This is a genomic window from Nocardioides sp., assembly GCF_036274455.1.
Lineage (GTDB): Bacteria > Actinomycetota > Actinomycetes > Propionibacteriales > Nocardioidaceae > Nocardioides.
This window is the reverse complement of the sequence record NZ_DASUFR010000243.1, coordinates 1-16,620: the sequence shown is the minus strand read 5'-3', so window position 1 is coordinate 16,620 and position 16,620 is coordinate 1. Positions and strand designations below refer to the sequence as shown.

Genomic DNA, 16,620 nt, shown 5'->3' with positions numbered 1-16,620 from the left:
ATCATGCCGCCGGGTCGAGCCAGCCGCGCAGCGCGGTGGCCAGGGCGACCGGGGCGTCGTAGTGCACGAGGTGACCGGCGTCCGGCACCTCGCTCAGCACCGCGCCGGGCACGAGCGCGGCGAGCCGGCGGCCGGTCTCGAGCGGTATCCAGGTGTCCTCGGCGCCCCAGACGATCCGGACGGGGAGGTCGAGCCCGGTGAGCCCGCGTTCGTTCTGCTCGATCAGGTCGAGGTCGTAGTCCTCGATCTGCCGGTAGAACGCGGGTTGACCCTCGGGGCCCAACCACGGCTCGACCAGGGCGTCCAGCTCGCCGGCCGGGAGGCCGCGATGGGTCGCGTTCCCCACATAGGCGCGCACGATCGCCTCGTGGACGTAGCCGGGCAGCTGCGCGAGGAGACCCGGGTTGTCCTGCACGAACCGGAAGAACCGCGACCCACTGGGCGCGATCGCGACCACGTCGACCAGGAACAGGGAGGCGTACGCCGCCCCCTCGACCAGGTGCGCGCGCAGCGCGACCAGCCCGCCGAGGTCGTGGGCCACCACCTGGGGTCGGTCGAGCCCCCAGTGGTCGAGCAGCGCGCGGAGCACCCTCGCGTGGACACCGGCGTGCACGTCGTGGCTCGGGTCCTTCGAGGAGCGCCCATAGCCGGGCAGGTCCCAGAGGTGGACGGTGAACCGGTCGGCGAGCGCCTCGGCGTACGGCGCCCAGACGCGCGACGACCAGGGGGTGCCGTGGCAGAAGACCACCGGCGGCCCGCTGCCGGCCCGGCCGCAGGCGATGCGGCGGCCCTCCCACTCGAAGGTGTCGGCGAGCTCCATGCCGCGATCATGCCCGGGCGGGGACCGAGGTTATCGAGATCCGGGGCCACGCGCGGCAGAAACGGCCAGCTGGGCCCGAACTCGGGGTCGGGCGCTGGACCAGCACAGCCGAGTGCGGACGACTCCGCACGTGAACCGGTCCCGGTCGGGTGTCATCGTCCCCATGGCCCTGCTCGACCTCGCTGCGACTGCTGATGTGCGACTGTCGCCGGCGCCGGTCGGGCAGGGCCGGTCCAGCGCTCGGCACGCGCCGTCCCGGGCTGCCCAACCGGACCCGGGTCAGCCGAGCCTGGCCGGCGTCCTGCGACGGCTCGGGACCAACCTGCTGGTCGCCTGCGTGGTGCCGGCGGTCGTCTTCTACTCGCTGTTCGTCGCCTTCGGGATCTGGCCGGCGATCCTCTCCGCCCTGGCCTGGTCCTACGGCGCGACGGCGTACCGCGCGCTGACCCGGCGCCGGGCCTCCGGGCTCCTCCTCCTCACCGCCGCGGTGCTCAGCGTGCGGACGGTGATCGCGCTCCTCTCGCACAGCACATTCGTCTACTTCATCCAGCCGGTGCTCACCGATGCCCTGATCGGGACCGCGTTCCTCCTCTCGGTCTTCACCGCGCGGCCGGTGGTCGCCCGCCTGGCCGGCGACTTCTACCCGCTGACCGACGAGCAGCGGGCTCGGCCCGCGCTGCAGCGGCTGTTCCGGCGGCTCACCCTGCTGTGGGCGCTGGCGCTGCTGGCCAAGGCGGCGGCGATGTTCGCGCTGCTGCAGACCCAGCCGCTGGGGACGTTCCTGCTGGCCAAGAGCATCTCGATCCCGCTCACCAACGCGACCTGCATCGTGGTGACCGTCCTGGCCGCCACCGCGACGGCGCGACGCGAGGGGCTGCTGCCCCGGCGGACCGCGATACTTCCCGCATGGGCATTGAGGACTTCCCGCGCCACCAGCTGACCTTCGGCCCGAGCCCGGTCCATCCGCTGCCACGGCTGAGCGCCCATCTCGGCGGCGCCGAGATCTGGGCCAAGCGCGAGGACTGCAACTCCGGCCTCGCCTACGGCGGCAACAAGACCCGCAAGCTGGAGTACCTCGTCCCCGAGGCCCTGGCCTCGGGCGCGGACACCTTGGTCTCGATCGGCGGCCACCAGTCCAACCACACCCGCCAGGTCGCCGCGGTGGCCGCCCACCTCGGGCTCGGGTGCGTCCTGGTCCAGGAGAACTGGGTGCCGGACTGGACCGACCCGCTCAGCACCCAGGTCGGCAACATCCTGCTGAGCCGGGTCATGGGCGCGGAGGTGCGGCTGGACCCGGCGGGCTTCGACATCGGCTTCCGCGACTCGTGGCGGCAGGCGCTCGAGGACGTCGAGAAGGCGGGCGGAACGCCGTACGCCATCCCGGCCGGCGCATCCGACCACCGGCTCGGCGGGCTCGGCTTCGCCAACTGGGCCTTCGAGGTGGCCCGGCAGGAGGAGGAGCTCGGCGTCTTCTTCGACACGATCGTGGTCTGCACCGTCACCGGCTCGACCCATGCCGGGATGATCGCCGGGTTCGCGGCGCTCGAGGAGGCGGGCGGGCGGCCGAGACGGGTGCTCGGCATCGACGCCTCGGCCACCCTCGACCAGACCCGCGAGCAGGTCGCGCGGATCGCACGGGACACCGCGGAGCTGATCGGCCTGGGCCGCGACCTGCGCGACGACGAGATCACCGTGCTGGAGGGCTGGGCGGGTGACAGGTACGGCATCCCGGTGCAGTCCACGCTCGACGCCATCCGGCTCACCGGTCAGCTCGAGGGAGTCATTCTCGACACCGTCTACGAGGGCAAGTCGATGGCCGGCCTGGTCGACCTGGTCCGCAACGGCGACATCGCGAAGGACTCGACCGTGCTCTACGCGCACCTGGGCGGGCAGCCCGCTCTGAACGCCTACGCCGCGCTGTTCCCCGAGACGGAGCGCGTCGGGTAGCTACGAGCTAGATGACCAATTCCAAGGGCTCGCACGCTACGCGACGCTCAGCATCCACCGTGGCGGCGTTGCGGACGCTCGTTGGACGACCACGTACGACATCGCGCCCGCGCCTTGCCAGCGCGGCGCTGAGCGCCGCTCGCTTGCACGATCCCTTGGAATCAGTCTCTAGCGCTTGCCGGGCGGTGCCGCGGGCGCGCTCCGCGGGTCCAGCTGGGCGGCCGAGCTCGCGGTCGACGCAGACGTCGATCGCGCGGCGTTGGGTGTTGCGCAGCTCGCAGCGCTCGATGCTGGGCGTGGCCGCCGCCAAGCCTCGCCCGAAGGAGATCGATCCGGAGCTCGAAGGCTCCGACGAGGTGGTGGTCTACCTCGACTGACGCCACGACGCCACCGAGTGCGGCATGCTGCCGCCCGTGGGGTTCGTGGTGGCGCTCGCGCTGCTGGTGGCGGGGTGGCTCGCGGTGGGGCCGTGGGTCCTCGTCGCCCTCGTGGCGGCGGTCGTCGTCCCGGCCAGCCGGCGGTGGATGCGACCGAACCGCTGGGTCCTCGGCGGGGTGGGCGCCGTGGTCGTCCTCGCGGTGGCTGCGGTCCTGGTGATCCCGGACGGGCGGCTGCCGATCCCGCCCGGTGGCGGTCTGCTGGTGACGTCGTCGTACGACGGCCACGCGGTCCGGGCCCAGCCGATCGTGATGAGCGTGGCGCAGCACCCGGGGCTGGCCGACAACGGCCGGAGCTCGATGCACGACGACTCCTGGGCCACCGACAGCTACCAAGGTCCGGGTCCGCTCGGGAAGGACCCCCAGGTGACGTCTGCGTGGTACGGCATCGAGGAGTGCGCCACCATCGCCTTCGACGAGGACGGTCGCCTGGTGGCCCTGTGCGGCGACCGCACCGGGCCGGTCATGCACGTCCTCGACCCGCAGACGATGCGGCCCCTCGAGACCTTGCGGCTGCCGGACCGGGAGAAGTCCGACAAGAAGCCGTGGGAGGACCTGTGCGGCGGGGCCTACTTCTACCTCGACGCGCAGGGGCGCGCGATCGTCGCGACCACGGACCGCCAGGTGTGGACCGTGGACAGCCAGGACCTGACCGTGGTCGACAAGACCGACCTCGGGGACGTCGTACCCGACGACGACTGCCTGGTCGCGCTGATGGCGGACTGGGAGGGCAACACCTGGTACGTCACCCAGGACGGCCGGGTCGGTGTCGTCGGCGGCACCGGTGACCCGACACCGCTGCACCTGGACGAGGAGATCGCCAACTCGATCGCCGCCGACTACACCGGCGTCTACCTCGTCACCACCGACGCGCTGGTGAAGGTCGCGCTGGACCGGCACCGGCAGCCGAGGGTGGTCTGGCAGACGGCGTACGACAACGGCTCGGGGAAGAAGCCCGGCCAGCTCAGCGCGGGCAGCGGGACGACGCCGACCGTGCTCCCGAGCGGCCTGGTCGCGATCACCGACAACGCCGACCCGCGGATGCACGTGCAGTTCTACGACACGACCGACGGGCGGATGGTCTGCGAGGCCGCGGTCTTCGACAAGGGCGAGAGCGCGAGTGACAACTCGCTCGTCGCGGTCGGCGACTCCAGCGTCGTGGTGGAGAACAACTACGGCTATCAGGCGCCGTGGACCACCCTGCTCGGCCGCGCGACCCCCGGCGGGCTCGCCCGGGTGGACGCCGATCCCCTGTCCGGCCGGTGCACCGTCGGCTGGCGGTCCGACGAGGTCGCGCCGACCTCGGTCGCGAAGGTCTCGCTGGCGACCGGCCTCGTCTACGCCTACACCACCAAGCCCTCCTGGTGGGGCGTCACCGCGTGGTACCTCACCGCGATCGACGCGCGCACGGGCCGGACGGCCTTCTCCGTGCGTACCGGGACCGGGACGTTGTTCAACAACCACTACTCCGCGGTCACCCTCGGGCCGGACGGGTCGGCGTACGTCGCCACCCTCGCCGGCATGGTCCGTGTGCGCGACCGGAGCGGGTGACGGGGCGACCTCACGAGTCGAGGGCGCCCGGGTCGTCGGGCACGTCGACGGCGTGCTCGCGCAGCGCCTCGAGCGGGATGATGCCCAGCACCGCCTCGTTGGTCGAGGCCAGCACCACCGGGGCGGCCGCGCCGTCCTGGTAGGCCCGCGCCCAGTTGTGGGCCGTCACGCACCACCGGTCGCCGGGCACGAGCCCGGGGAACGAGAAGGCCGGGATCGGCGTGCTCAGGTCGTTGCCGATCGAGCGCTGGTGCTCGAGGAACTCCGCGGTGACCACGGCGCAGATGGTGTGGCTGCCGCGGTCCTCGGGCCCGGTCGAGCAGCACCCGTCACGGTAGAACCCGGTCATCGGGTCGATGCCGCACGGCTCGAGCTCCCCGCCCACCACGTTGCGCTCGGTCACGTCCCGAGCATCGCACCACGTCCATCGCGACGCCGAGTCGGCAGTAGCGCCGACTCGGCGTGGGCGGGAATCGGTGCGGGATCGGGCGGGACGCCGAGGGCACGACACCGGGACGGCAGGGAATGGAGCCTCGACGCCATGACCACCATGACCACCGTGACCACCACCGCACCGCCGTGGTCGCCGCCGGGTTCGTCGCGGCCCCGCTGCTCAGGCTTCCGAAGGACGAGTTCGACCTGCCGCCGGTGCGGGGCTGACGAGACGGTATGACTGGGACGTGTTCTCCGTCCGCCCTGCGACTCCCGGCGATGCCGGCCGGGTGGCCGAGGTCTGGCAGGCAGCGTGGTACGACGCGCACCGCGGCCGCGTGCCGGAGGCGCTGATCGAGGCCCGCGACCCGGCGTACTTCCGGTCGCGGACCGCCGAGCTCGTCGACCTCACCACGGTCGCCGTCGACGGCGAGGAGCTCCTCGGGGTGCTCATCGTCGACGACGACGAGCTCGTGCAGATCATGGTCGGTGCCACGGCCCGTGACCGCGGCGTCGGTGCGGCCCTGCTCGCCGAGGCCGAGCGCCAGGTCGCCGCGGCCGGCCACGACGAGATCTGGCTGGCCGTCGTCCCCGGCAACACGACCGCGCGCAGGTTCTACGAGAGCCGCGGTTGGGTCGACCGCGGGGACGAGACGTACGACGCGGTCACCCTGGACGGCGGGACCGTGGCCGTGCCGGTCCGCCGGTACGTCAGAGGTCTGGGTTGAAGCGGTCCAGCTTGAGCCGCTCGATCTCGGCGGAGACGTTCCGGGTCGGTCGGGCCGATCGGCTCCGGCTCGCTGTCACCGCAGCTCGGTGAGCCGCTCCTCGGTGTTCGTCGCGCTCATCGCAGCCTCCGCGTGTCGTTGGCGCCCGTGGCGCAGCTCGTCCCGACCCGCGGTTGACCACGGCCCGGTCGAGGTAGGCGATCGCGGCCTGTGGGTCACGCAGCTGGTGCCACCGCCGGTAGAGCGCGGCGAACGCCTCCTGGACGATGTCCTCAGCGGTCAGTCGGTCGTCGACGAGGAGTGCGGCCAGCCCGACCGGGCGCCGGTGGTGGGCTCAGACGTCCGAGTGCCGCCACGGTTGACCTTGAGGGTCGAGAAAGTTCTCACAGCGTCACCAGCGCCGTGATGCCGAGGAGTACGCCGGTCAGGTAGGTGCCCAACGCAGCCGCGTCCCGGACCGGTCCGTGCGCCGCAAGGGTCTTGCTCGTCAGCATCCCGAAGGCGTGCAGCGACCGAGCGGCCAGCGCGGCGACGGCCAGGGCGTTCAGCCACCACCCGGAGGTGAGCGCGTCGCAGACGACGAGCAGCACCGCGAGCGTGGGGACGTACTCGGCGGCGTTGCCGTGTGCGCGCTGGGCGATGAACAACCGGTCGGCAGGGTCGGTGGGCATCTGGTTGCCGGTCGCGCCGCGGATGGCGCGGTGCCGTGTCACGTTGGCGCCGAGCAGGAAGAGCAGGATGCCCATCAACGCGATGCAGACGACGGGGGTGGTGGTCATGACAGCAGCTCCTTCCGGGCGGGCGTGTGGTTCAGCAGGCGGCGCACCGTCACGCCGCTGAGGTCGGAGCCGAGCAGGGCGTCGGTCTTGTGCATGCCGCCCGGACACGTGACGTTGACCTCGATCAGCCGTCCGTCGATCACGTCGAGGCCTGCCACCGCGATGCCGTGCGCGACCAGCAGCGGAGCCAACGCGGCCTCGATCCGGCGGTCGTCGTCGTCCACGGTCGCGGGCGCCACCGGCGGACCGATCCGGAAGTCGTCCTCCGACGGGCTCCGGAGCACCGCGCCGATGATCTCGCCGTCGACGAGGAAGAGCCGCTTGTTGCCGGCGGCCACCGCGGGCAGGTACTCCTGCACGATCACGTGCCGGCCACCCGCGGTGGCGGACTCGGCCAGCGCGCGGCAGCAGCGACCCTGCTCCAGCAGCCACACGTCGGTGCCGGCAAAGCCGTCCACCGGCTTCACCACCGCGGCGCCGTACGCCGCCACGAAGGCCTCGATCTCGGCCGGTGCGCTCGTGACCAGGGTGGCCGGGCAGAGCTCGGGCATCCGGAGGGCGACCAGCTTCTCGTGCAGGCTGCGCACGCCCGCGGGCTGGTTGACGACGCGCGCGCCCGCAGCCGCGGCCAGGTCGAGCAGGTAGGTCGTGTGCAGGTAGCGCGCGTCCACCGGCGGGTCGATCCGCAGCCAGACCAGCTCACACGTCCCGGCCACGTCGAGGGTGGCGCGTCCGGTCTCGTCGAACCACGTCGGCTCGATGCGCCACCGGTGGTCGTCCCCGCGGTGCTGGGGTCGCGGCCTGATCCACCGGGCGCGGGCCCGCAGGCGACCCTCCGACACCCCCAGGTCCAGCGGCTCGCACGCCCAGACCTCCATGCCCTCGGTCTGGCAGGCAACCATCAGGCCGACCGACGCGTCGATGTCCGCCGACAGCCCGGCCAGGGGGTCGGTGACGAAGAGCGTCCTCATGCGACCGCTCGTTCCGCCGGTGCCGCGAGGTCGCCCGCGGCAGCCGCCTCCCACAGCTCGCCGAGCCGGCCAGCTTCGGGCTCCAGCTCCGCGAGCGTCCGCGCCCGCGCCGCGTCGTCGTACATCAGCGCGGAGAGGGTGTCGACGACCTCACCGAGCCGGTCGTCGGGCTGGACGTCGAGGAACCGCACCTCGAGGTAGCGGCCCCGCGGGCGCACCGGCGGGAACAGCGTGGAGAGGTGTTCGTCGGGGTGGGTGAACGCAGTGGCTCGGCGCGCGAACTCGGCGTACGCCGTGACCGGGCAGGCACCGCGGAGGAGCCGGTCGTCGAACGCGGTGCGGTCGGGGTCGACGGCGAGCCAGGTCGCGAGCCGCGAGCCGTCGCCCGTCGTCCGGGCGAACGCGCCGGCCAGGCGGGGCCCGGCCAGGTTGAGCACCCGCCACTGCTCGAGCCCGGCGCGCCCCGGCCACCAGTCCAGGCAGATCTGGGTCGAGGCCGTGCAGCGCATCATCCGCCGGCCCGCTGGGCCGATCGTGTCGAAGTGCGCCTGCATCGCGACGTACCTCGGTGAGACCAGCTGGAGCGGCACCTCGTCCGCACTCCGCCGGTCGACCGCGGACGCGTCGAGCTCGATCCCCGCCCGCCCGAGGTCGGCGCGCAGCCTCGAGAGTGTCCTCCGCAGCCGCCCGACCACGACGGCCGCGGGCCCGCACGGCTGGTTCAGCTCCACCTGGCCGCCGGGCTCGAAGGCCAGAGCGGTGGCGGTGGCGGCGCGGACCCGCTCGATCGGCACGGGGGCTCCGGTCGCTGCGTCGCGGACGAGCAGCTCGTGCTCGATCCCGACCCGCGCGGTCCGAGCCGTCCCGGGAGCCGGGAAGAGCCGGGCTACTGCGTTCATGACCGCTCCTGATATCGTAAGGTTACCTGTCGAATAATGTAAGGAAACCTGACGAGTGTCAAGAGAGAAACCGGACCGGAAGCCGTTGATCGCGATCGTGCACAACCTCGACCGTGCGTTCGCGGCGCACATGGTGCGCGCCGCCCACACCCTGGGGCGCACCGAGCTGAAGCCGTCGCACAACTTCGTGTTCGGAGTCCTCGGTGACGACGGCGACCGGTCCGCCGACATGGCGGCCCGGGCGGGGATCACCCGCCAGTCGATGGGCGAGGCGGTCCGCGAGCTCGTCGACCTCGGCGTCCTCGAGATGGTCCCCGACCCGCGCGACCGGCGGGCCAAGATCGTGCGCTACACCGACGAGGGGAAGGCGTTCGCCGGTCAGGGGTTCCGGCACCTCAGAGATCTCGAGTCACGGTTCGAGGAGGAGTTCGGAGCGGACTACGAGGCGACCCGCACCGTGCTCGAGCGGGTGACCAGCATCCTCGCGGAGCTCGACGAGGAGCTCGACGCGGGGCGCGCCCCCGGTCAGGGGTAGCTGATCCCGGTCACCTTCTCGCTCAACCCCCACAGCCGGCGCTGGGCGTCCTCGTCGTTGGAGAGCCGGGTCGACGTCACCACCTGCGGCGCACCGTGCATCTCACCGAGGCTGCCCGGGCCGACGTACGTCGCGCCGGGCAGCTCCGCGGTCGCGGCCATCAGCACCGGCCAGGCGCCGCGCGCGGCGGACTGGGAGAGGGCCTTGACGGTGGCGTCGAGGATCGTGGCGAGGCCGCCGCGGGACCTGCCGTAGTGCCCGTTGGCCGCGAGGTGGGTGCCGGCGAAGCCCGGGTGCGCCGCCAGCGCCCGGAGCGGCAGCTCCTTGGCCCGGGCCCGGCGGTCGAGCTCGTAGGTGAACAGCAGGTTGGCCAGCTTGGACTGCCCGTAGACCTGCCACGTGGCGTAGCGCCCTCGGTGGCGGTGCGGGTCGCCCAGCGGGGCGTGGCGCGCGACCCGGTGCATGTTGGACGAGACCGTCACCACGCGGCCGTCCTTGCTGCCCAGCAGCTGCGGCAGCAGCAGCCCGGTGAGCAGGAAGGGCCCGAAGTGGTTGGTGGCCAGCTGCAGGTCGAGCCCGTCGGGGGTGACCGTGCGCGGGGTGCCCATCACGCCCGCGTTGTTGACCAGCAGGTCGAGCGGGCCGTACGCCGTCGCTGCCGCCGCCGCGCGGCGTACCGAGCCGAGGTCGGCGAGATCCACCTCCATGAGCTCGAGCTCGGCGGCCGGTATCTCTGACCGGATCGTCGCTGAGGTCTCGGACAGCCGCTCCGGGGCGCGGCCGGCCAGCACCACACGGGCCCCTCGCCGAACGAGCTCGAGCGCCGTGTGGTGGCCGAGCCCGCCCAGGGTCGTGCCCGTGACCAGCGCGGTGCGTCCGGCCTGGTCGGGGATGTCGGCGAGCTCCCAGGCCCCGCCCTTCATGGGGTGGTGGCGAGGCTGGCGAGCACCTGCTCGCCGAGTGCCCGGTCACCGGCCACGCTCACCCGGCCGGGCTCGGCCTGGCAGCGACCTCCGGCCAGCCGGATGAACGACTCGCGGTCCATGCGCAGCGTCACCGTGGCGTCGGCCGGCACCGGGACCCGCTGGCCGCGGCCGTTGTCGTCGATCTCGAAGGCGAACGGCTCGCTGCCTTCCATGTCCAGGACCAGGCTGGTGCCGGTGGGGGCGCCGACCTTCTTGCCGAGGACGTAGCCCAGGCTCTCCGCGAGGTAGTCGGCCGTGTGCCGGGCCGCGGCGGAGTCCATGTTGCCGGGACGGCCCACCGCGCGGCGTACGTCCTGCTCGTGCATCCACACGTCGAGCGGCCGGTTGCGCAGCAGGGTCCGCCAGCTCCACGGGACGCCGCCGAAGATCACCGCCGGCTTCGCGTCACCGTCGGTCGGCGGGTCGGCGAGGAGCGTGGTGTGCCGCTTGGTGGTCACCTCGCGGATCTCGTTGATGATCGCGTCGGGGCTGGCCTCGCGGCGGTTGACCACCCCGATCTCGGTGTACATGCCCATCACGCCCCGCACGTGCGCCGGCTCGCCGATGTCGGCGGTCTCCTCGGGGTTGCCGGCCAGGACGCTCTCGAGGTGCGCGGTGTGGCCGGCGCAGGCCCTGACGTCCCAGCCGGCCAGGTCCGTGGGAGCGGTCCACTCCTCCTCGCCCAGCTCCTCGAGCAGGTCGAGGAAGTCGTTGACCGCCTGCCACCAGATCCCGACGTACCCGGCGAGCTCCGCCCGGTCGTCGGTCCCCGCGCTGCTGCTCATGCACGGAAGCCTAGGGTGTCGCGCGGTCATCCGGCCCGGCTCGGTCCGGGAGCTCGGCTCCGGTCGCGGGTCGGCGAGCTCGACGTCCGCCCGTCCTCGCTGGCTGCGGTGCTGACGGGTGCGGTCGACGGTCCGAGGCTGCCCGTGCTGAGCGAGGGTTTCGGGACGCACGCGACACTGGACGGGTGACTGCACGCGTCCGAGCCCCCGAGCTCCGCGGGCGAGGCTGGCTGAACACCGGCGGGGCGGCGTACTCCATCGCCGACCTGCGCGGCCGCTTCGTCCTGCTCGACTTCTGGACCTTCTGCTGCGTGAACTGCCTGCACGCCATCGAGGAGCTGCGGCCGGTCGAGGAGAAGTACGCCGACGAGCTGGTCGTGGTCGGCGTGCACTCGCCGAAGTTCGTGCACGAGGCCGACCCGGAGGCGCTGAGGGCCGCGGTCGAGCGGTACGCCGTCGACCACCCGGTGCTCGACGACCCCGAGCTCATCACCTGGCAGGCCTACACCGCGCGGGCCTGGCCGACGCTGGTGCTGGTCGACCCGGAGGGCTACGTCGTCGCGCAGTACGCCGGCGAGGGACACGCGCACGCGATCGACCGGTTGCTCGCCGAGCTGGTCGAGGTGCACCGGGCCGGTGGGACGCTGCAGCCGGGCGACTCGCCGTACATCCCGCCAGCGGTGGAGCCGACCACGCTGCGGTTCCCGGCCGACGCGGTGCCGCTCGAGGGCGACCGGGTCCTCGTCGCCGACGCCGGCCACGACCGGGTCGTCGAGCTCGACACGGACGGGGCCGAGCTGCGTTCGTGGGGTGGCTTCAAGGAGCCCAACGGGCTGTGCGTCGTCGAGGGCACGGCGTACGTCGCGGACACCGTCCACCACCAGCTCAAGGGCATCGACCTGGCCTCCGGGGACGTGACGGTGCTGGCCGGTTCGGGTGAGCAGTGGATGCAGGGCGACTCCACCGACCGGCTGAGCAGCCCGTGGGCGGTGGCCTGGTGGCGGGAGCGGGTCTGGATCGCGATGGCCGGGATCCACCAGCTCTGGACCTACGACCCGGCCACCGGCTCGGTCGAGGTCGCGGCGGGCACCACCAACGAGGGGCTCGTCGACGGACCGCTCGAGGAGGCGTGGTTCGCGCAGACCTCCGGGCTGGCCGCCGTGGGTGATCGGCTGTGGCTCGCGGACTCCGAGACGTCCTCGCTCCGCTACGTCGAGGACGGGCAGGTGCACACCGCGGTGGGACAGGGGCTGTTCGACTTCGGCTTCCGCGACGGCCCCGGCGACCAGGCGCTGCTCCAGCACCCCCTCGGCGTGACCGTGCTCCCCGACGGGAGCGTGGCGGTCTGCGACACCTACAACGGCGCGGTCCGCCGCTACGACCCCGTGGCCGACGAGGTCACCACAGTGGCCAACGGCCTGGCCGAGCCCTCGGCGGCGTACGTCGACGGCGAGCAGCTCGTGGTCGTCGAGTCGAACGCCCACCGGCTCACCCGCGTGCCCCTCGGTGCGGCGGCCACCAGGACCGCGGGGTTCAGCCACACGACTCAGCGGCCCGTCACCGACGTGGCGGCCGGGCTGGAGCTGGTCGTCGCGTTCACGCCGCCGCCGGGACAGAAGGTCGACGATCGGTTCGGTCCACCGTCCCAGCTGGTCGTCGAGGCCACGCCGCCGGCGCTGCTGCGCAAGGGCGAGGGGCGGGGCACCGAGCTCTCCCGGACCCTCGTCCTCGACCCGGAGGTCGGTGAGGGTGTCCTGCACGTCGCCGCGCGGGCGGCCTCGTGCGATATCGATGGAGAGAACGCCGCCTGCCACATCCACCAGCAGGACTGGGGCCTCCCGATCCGCGTCGTGGCCGGCGCCGAACCCGTGCTCACCCTGCCTCTGGGCGCCGTGTCGGTCGCGTCAGAGTCACCGGATATCCGGTGACCCCTGCGCTTCTGTACCGAGATCTCGGCACAGAAGCGGATGGGTCGCCACAGAACCCACGGCCCCGCTCCTGCCTCGTGGTGTCGGGGTGGTGAACGAAGGTTCCGGCCCCATGTCGGCCCTCGAGATGCGGTGCATATCCGCCGGGCCCGGCCTTTGCCGAGGATTTCAGGCCCCGAGGCCAGATCTTCCTCCGCAAACCCCTCCGATCAGTCACCAGAGCCCACTTTGGCGTCGCTCGACGTCAGCCGAGCGCCAGCATCAGCGCTATCCCGAGCATGGTCAGCCCGATCAGTACGTCGAGCACCTGCCAGGCACGGGGGAGCGCCAGCAGGGGTGAGGCGAACCGGGCCCCGAAGCCGAGCGCGGAGAACCACAGCACCGATGCCAGGGTCGCGCCGGCCGCGAACCACCAGCGGCCGGGGTGCCCGTGGGTGTTGGCGATCGACCCGACCAGCAGCACCGTGTCGAGGTAGACGTGCGGGTTCAGCCACGTCAGCGCGGTCGCCCGCAGGGCCGCCGACCTCCGTGACATCGGCTCCGGGGCAGCCGCGGCGAGCCCCGACGTGTGCCGGGCGCGGCGCAGCGTCGTGAAGCCGTACCACGTCAGGAACCCGACACCCAGCCACCGCACGACGTCGATCACCCAGCCGGCCCGCTCGACGATAGTGCCGATGCCCGCGACCCCGGCGGCGATCAGCACTAGGTCCGAGACCGCGCAGATGGCGACCACCACGCCCACGTGCTCGCGGGCCAGCCCCTGCCGGAGCACGAAGGCGTTCTGCGCGCCGATCGCGACGATCAGCGACAGGCCGGTCAGCAGGCCGGCGACAGCGGCGTCGAGCACATGGCCACGCTAGGGGCGGGGGCTCAGATGAGGCCAACGCAGGTTTCGAACGATTCATTAGCATTGCTTCATGCGCTACAACCAGGCCGCTGTCGAGGCGCTGGTCGCGATCGTCGATCACGGCACTTTCGACGCCGCCGCCCGGGCGCTGCACGTGACGCCGAGTGCCGTCAGCCAGCGGGTGCGCGCGCTCGAGCGGGAGGTCGGGCAGGTCGTCGTACGCCGCGGCAGCCCGTGCGTCCCGACCGAGGTCGGCACCGCGCTCGTGCGGCTCGGCCGCCAGGCGCGGCTCCTCGACGACGAGGCCCGGGCGGCGCTCGAGGAGCACGGGGGCCGGGTCGAGGTCACCGCGGGCGTCAACGCCGACTCGCTCGCCACATGGTTCCGCGAGGTGCTGGCCGAGGTCGGCGAGTCGCGCGAGCTGACGCTGAGGCTGGTGGTCGAGGACCAGGCCTACTCCGCCGAGCTGCTCCGCAGCGGTGAGGCGCTGGCAGCCGTGACCAGCGACCCGCAACCGGTGCAGGGCTGCCGCTCGGAGCACCTGGGCTTCCTGCGCTACCGTCCCGCGGCGACGCCGGCGCTGGCCGAGCGGTTCCGCAGGGGGCGAGGCACCGACTGGCAGCGGATGCCGGTCGTCGTCTTCAACGCCAAGGACGAGCTCCAGCACGACGTGCTCCGCGACCGCGGCGTGACCGCACCCGACGTGGTGCACCTCGTGCCCACCAGCGCCGACTTCCACGAGGCGGTCCGCCTCGGCCTGGGCTGGGGGATGCTCCCCGAGCCGCAGCTGCTGCCAGATCTCGAGGCCGGCCGGCTGGTCACGCTGGGCGGCCGCACCCACCAGGACGTCCACCTCTATTGGCAGCGCTGGCGGATCGACTCGGCGGCGCTGGAGACCCTCACCGGCGTCGTACGCCGGGCCGCGGCGGGCACCCTTCGGTAACGAATGACACGAAGCGGTTGCGACTCTGCAACGCACCTGTCGGGGCGGGACGGCCCGGTCCTAGCGTCGCTGGCCATGCGGATCCGCGTCCTGCTCGTCGCCGCGCTGCCCGCCCTGCTGGCCCTGACGGGCTGCTCGGGTGACGACGGCGGCCACGCCGCCGAGGCGAGGACGACGTCGGGATCGTCGGCGAGCGCGTCGGCCAGTCCGTCGGCGAGCACGCCGGCGCCGGTGCGGCTGCCCGGTGGCAAGGACGACCTCGACGTGGAGGCGAGCAGCCACCTCTCGCCCGAGGGGTTCGCCCCCGACCTGCAGCTCGACCTGCAGTACTCCGGGATCGTCGGCTGGACCAGCGTGCACCGGGGTGCGGACGCCTTCGACCTCGGCCTGCCTGCCGACAAGGGAGACGGCCCGCTGGTGGCGGTGGCCTTCGTGGTGCCGCCGCAGGCCTCGGCAGCGGAGGCGCTCGCCGCGGTGCGCGACAGTGCCCACCGGGCCGGCGCGCAGGTCCGCGACATCACCGGCCCGTTCGGGGACCTCGGCGCGGGAGCCGGCGTCGACCTCGTGGGCGGCGAGGGCCAGGTGGTGACGAGCAGCGAGGGTGGCATCGCCCTCGACGCCGTGCAGGGCGGGCGGCTCCAGGTCTTCGCCACCGACCAGGGCGGGTCACCACTCGTGATCGCCGTCTTCGCACCCGAGACCGGGGCGTGGCCGCAGGTCAAGGACGTGATGGCCGGCCTCTCCGGAGCCGTCACATTCGCCGAGTGACCGACCCCAGGGCTGACGAACGCCCCGCCGGCAGGCCGGCGGGGCGTCCCTCGCGCAGAGGGCGCGAGTCCTAGAACGCGTCCTCGGACAGGTCCATCAGCGACAGGTCGGTGGACCGGGCGATGGCGAGCTCGGCGCTGATCCTCGGCAGGTTGTGCTGGGCGAAGAACTGGGCCGCCGCGACCTTGCCCTCGTAGAAGGCCCGGTCCTTGGCGCCGACGGACCCGGCGTCGCCGCCCAGCTTCTGCAGCGCCACCTCTGCCTGGCGCAGGAGGAGCCACGCGCAGACCACGTCACCGAGCACCATCAGCAGCCGGGTGGTGTTGAGCCCGACCTTGTAGATGTTGCGCAGGTCGCCGGTCTCCGAGGACGGGTCCGCGGACATCAGGTCGTTGATCATGTGGCCGACCAGTGCGTTGGCGTCCTCGAGCGCCTGGGCGAGCAGCCCCCGCTCGACCTTCAGCCGGCCGTTGCCGCCCTCGCTGTCGATGAACGACTGGATCTGCGTGGCCAGGTGGCCCAGCGCCGCGCCCTGGTCCTTGACGATCTTGCGGAAGAAGAAGTCCTGGCCCTGGATCGCCGTGGTGCCCTCGTAGAGGGTGTCGATCTTGGCGTCGCGGACGTACTGCTCGAGCGGATACTCCTGCAGGAAGCCGGACCCACCGAGCGTCTGGAGCGACTCGGTCCCGAGCAGCACCCAGGAGCGCTCCGAGCCGTAGCCCTTGACGATCGGGAGCAGCAGGTCGTTGACGCGCTCGGCGAGCTCGTCCTTCTCCCCGTTGAACTCCGCGATCTGCACCCGGTCCTGCCAGGAGGCGGTGTAGAGCACGAGCGCGCGCATCGCCTCGGCGTACGACTTCTGGGTCATCAGCGACCGGCGTACGTCGGGGTGGTGGGTGATCGTCACGCGCGGCGCGGTCTTGTCCGACGCCTGGGTCAGGTCGGCGCCCTGCACGCGCTCCTTGGCGTACTCGAGGGCGTTCAGGTAGCCGGTGGACAGCGTGGCGATGGCCTTGGTGCCGACCATCATCCGGGCGTTCTCGATGACCTGGAACATCTGCGCGATGCCGTCGTGCACCTCGCCGAGCAGCCAGCCCTTGGCGGGCTCGCCACCGCCGACGGACGGGTCGCCGAAGGTCACCTCGCAGGTGTTGGAGACCTTGATGCCCATCTTGTGCTCGACGTTGGTGACGTAGACCCCGTTGCGTTCGCCGGTCAGCTCACCGGTCTCGAGGTCGAAGTGGTGCTTGGGCACGATGAACATTGAGAGGCCCTTGGTGCCGGG

At 72.4% G+C, this 16,620-nt stretch carries 18 protein-coding genes and 1 pseudogene; 9 read left to right on the top strand and 10 right to left on the bottom strand.

Annotated features, from left to right (window positions below; all coding sequences use genetic code 11):
• Nucleotide 1: 1 nt before the first annotated feature.
• A complete protein-coding gene (locus VFV89_RS23225; protein ID WP_329708366.1) occupies nt 2-820 on the bottom strand; it encodes an alpha/beta hydrolase in 819 nt (272 codons plus the stop codon).
• Nucleotides 821-983: 163 nt separating this feature from the next.
• Between VFV89_RS23225 and VFV89_RS23220 the strand changes: the two genes are divergently transcribed.
• From VFV89_RS23220 to VFV89_RS23210, 3 genes are all read left to right on the top strand, one after another.
• Nucleotides 984-1,760 (top strand): VC0807 family protein, encoded by a 777-nt coding sequence (locus VFV89_RS23220; RefSeq protein ID WP_329708365.1) that lies wholly within the window; start codon nt 984-986, stop codon nt 1,758-1,760.
• Nucleotides 1,727-2,767 (top strand): 1-aminocyclopropane-1-carboxylate deaminase, encoded by a 1,041-nt coding sequence (locus VFV89_RS23215; protein WP_329708364.1) that lies wholly within the window; start codon nt 1,727-1,729, stop codon nt 2,765-2,767. The genes VFV89_RS23220 and VFV89_RS23215 overlap by 34 nt, the downstream gene beginning before the upstream one ends.
• A 401-nt stretch (nt 2,768-3,168) precedes the next feature.
• On the top strand, nt 3,169-4,755 hold the full coding sequence (locus VFV89_RS23210; protein ID WP_329708363.1) for a hypothetical protein: 1,587 nt from the start codon (nt 3,169-3,171) through the stop codon (nt 4,753-4,755).
• Between the two features lie 10 nt (nt 4,756-4,765).
• On the opposite strand, the gene VFV89_RS23205 is transcribed toward VFV89_RS23210, so the two are convergent.
• The gene (locus VFV89_RS23205; RefSeq protein ID WP_329708362.1) at nt 4,766-5,158 is read right to left on the bottom strand and encodes a DUF2237 domain-containing protein; all 393 of its coding nucleotides are present in this window, start codon (nt 5,156-5,158) and stop codon (nt 4,766-4,768) included.
• A gap of 122 nt (nt 5,159-5,280) precedes the next feature.
• Between VFV89_RS23205 and VFV89_RS23200 the strand changes: the two genes are divergently transcribed.
• Complete coding sequence (locus tag VFV89_RS23200; protein WP_329708361.1) at nt 5,281-5,415, top strand: hypothetical protein; 135 nt, start codon at nt 5,281-5,283, stop codon at nt 5,413-5,415.
• Nucleotides 5,416-5,435: 20 nt separating this feature from the next.
• Entirely contained in the window at nt 5,436-5,915 is a 480-nt protein-coding gene (locus VFV89_RS23195) for a GNAT family N-acetyltransferase (RefSeq protein ID WP_329708360.1), read from the top strand.
• Here the strand turns inward: VFV89_RS23195 and VFV89_RS23190 are convergent.
• The 4 genes and pseudogenes from VFV89_RS23190 to VFV89_RS23175 all read right to left on the bottom strand — a co-directional run.
• Nucleotides 5,899-6,234: pseudogene (locus VFV89_RS23190) on the bottom strand (sigma factor); the annotation flags it as partial. The gene VFV89_RS23195 and the pseudogene VFV89_RS23190 overlap by 17 nt on opposite strands.
• Nucleotides 6,235-6,298: 64 nt before the next feature.
• Nucleotides 6,299-6,694, bottom strand: a complete 396-nt coding sequence (locus tag VFV89_RS23185; RefSeq protein ID WP_329708359.1) for an MAPEG family protein — start codon at nt 6,692-6,694, stop codon at nt 6,299-6,301.
• Nucleotides 6,691-7,665, bottom strand: coding sequence for a hypothetical protein (locus VFV89_RS23180; protein ID WP_329708358.1), 975 nt, complete (start codon nt 7,663-7,665; stop codon nt 6,691-6,693). The genes VFV89_RS23185 and VFV89_RS23180 overlap by 4 nt, the downstream gene beginning before the upstream one ends.
• Nucleotides 7,662-8,564 (bottom strand): glutamate-cysteine ligase family protein, encoded by a 903-nt coding sequence (locus tag VFV89_RS23175; protein WP_329708357.1) that lies wholly within the window; start codon nt 8,562-8,564, stop codon nt 7,662-7,664. Before VFV89_RS23175 ends, VFV89_RS23180 begins: the two co-directional genes overlap by 4 nt.
• A 55-nt stretch (nt 8,565-8,619) precedes the next feature.
• On the opposite strand from VFV89_RS23175, the gene VFV89_RS23170 reads away from it, so the two are divergent.
• A complete protein-coding gene (locus VFV89_RS23170; RefSeq protein WP_329708356.1) occupies nt 8,620-9,099 on the top strand; it encodes a MarR family winged helix-turn-helix transcriptional regulator in 480 nt (159 codons plus the stop codon).
• Here VFV89_RS23170 and VFV89_RS23165 read toward each other — a convergent pair.
• Together VFV89_RS23165 and VFV89_RS23160 are read right to left on the bottom strand one after the other, a co-directional pair.
• A complete protein-coding gene (locus VFV89_RS23165; RefSeq protein ID WP_329708355.1) occupies nt 9,090-10,022 on the bottom strand; it encodes an oxidoreductase in 933 nt (310 codons plus the stop codon). The two genes, VFV89_RS23170 and VFV89_RS23165, sit on opposite strands and share 10 nt — an antisense overlap.
• Nucleotides 10,019-10,849 carry a maleylpyruvate isomerase family mycothiol-dependent enzyme gene (locus VFV89_RS23160; protein ID WP_329708354.1) on the bottom strand — a complete coding sequence of 277 codons (831 nt, stop codon included), beginning with the start codon at nt 10,847-10,849 and terminating at the stop codon, nt 10,019-10,021. Before VFV89_RS23160 ends, VFV89_RS23165 begins: the two co-directional genes overlap by 4 nt.
• A 185-nt stretch (nt 10,850-11,034) precedes the next feature.
• Here VFV89_RS23160 and VFV89_RS23155 point away from each other — a divergent pair, with 185 nt between their 5' ends.
• Entirely contained in the window at nt 11,035-12,777 is a 1,743-nt protein-coding gene (locus VFV89_RS23155) for an NHL domain-containing thioredoxin family protein (protein WP_329708353.1), read from the top strand.
• 244 nt (nt 12,778-13,021) lie between these two features.
• Here VFV89_RS23155 and VFV89_RS23150 read toward each other — a convergent pair whose 3' ends face one another.
• Nucleotides 13,022-13,624, bottom strand: a complete 603-nt coding sequence (locus tag VFV89_RS23150; RefSeq protein ID WP_329708352.1) for a LysE/ArgO family amino acid transporter — start codon at nt 13,622-13,624, stop codon at nt 13,022-13,024.
• 70 nt (nt 13,625-13,694) lie between these two features.
• On the opposite strand from VFV89_RS23150, the gene VFV89_RS23145 reads away from it, so the two are divergent.
• Together VFV89_RS23145 and VFV89_RS23140 are read left to right on the top strand one after the other, a co-directional pair.
• Nucleotides 13,695-14,567: a LysR family transcriptional regulator ArgP gene (locus tag VFV89_RS23145; RefSeq protein ID WP_329708351.1), complete on the top strand. Its 873-nt coding sequence runs from the start codon at nt 13,695-13,697 to the stop codon at nt 14,565-14,567.
• Between the two features lie 75 nt (nt 14,568-14,642).
• On the top strand, nt 14,643-15,335 hold the full coding sequence (locus VFV89_RS23140) for a hypothetical protein (RefSeq protein WP_329708350.1): 693 nt from the start codon (nt 14,643-14,645) through the stop codon (nt 15,333-15,335).
• Nucleotides 15,336-15,405: 70 nt separating this feature from the next.
• Here VFV89_RS23140 and VFV89_RS23135 read toward each other — a convergent pair.
• Nucleotides 15,406-16,620, bottom strand: a 1,215-nt coding sequence (locus VFV89_RS23135) for an acyl-CoA dehydrogenase (RefSeq protein WP_329708349.1), incomplete at its 5' end; no start/stop codon positions are given.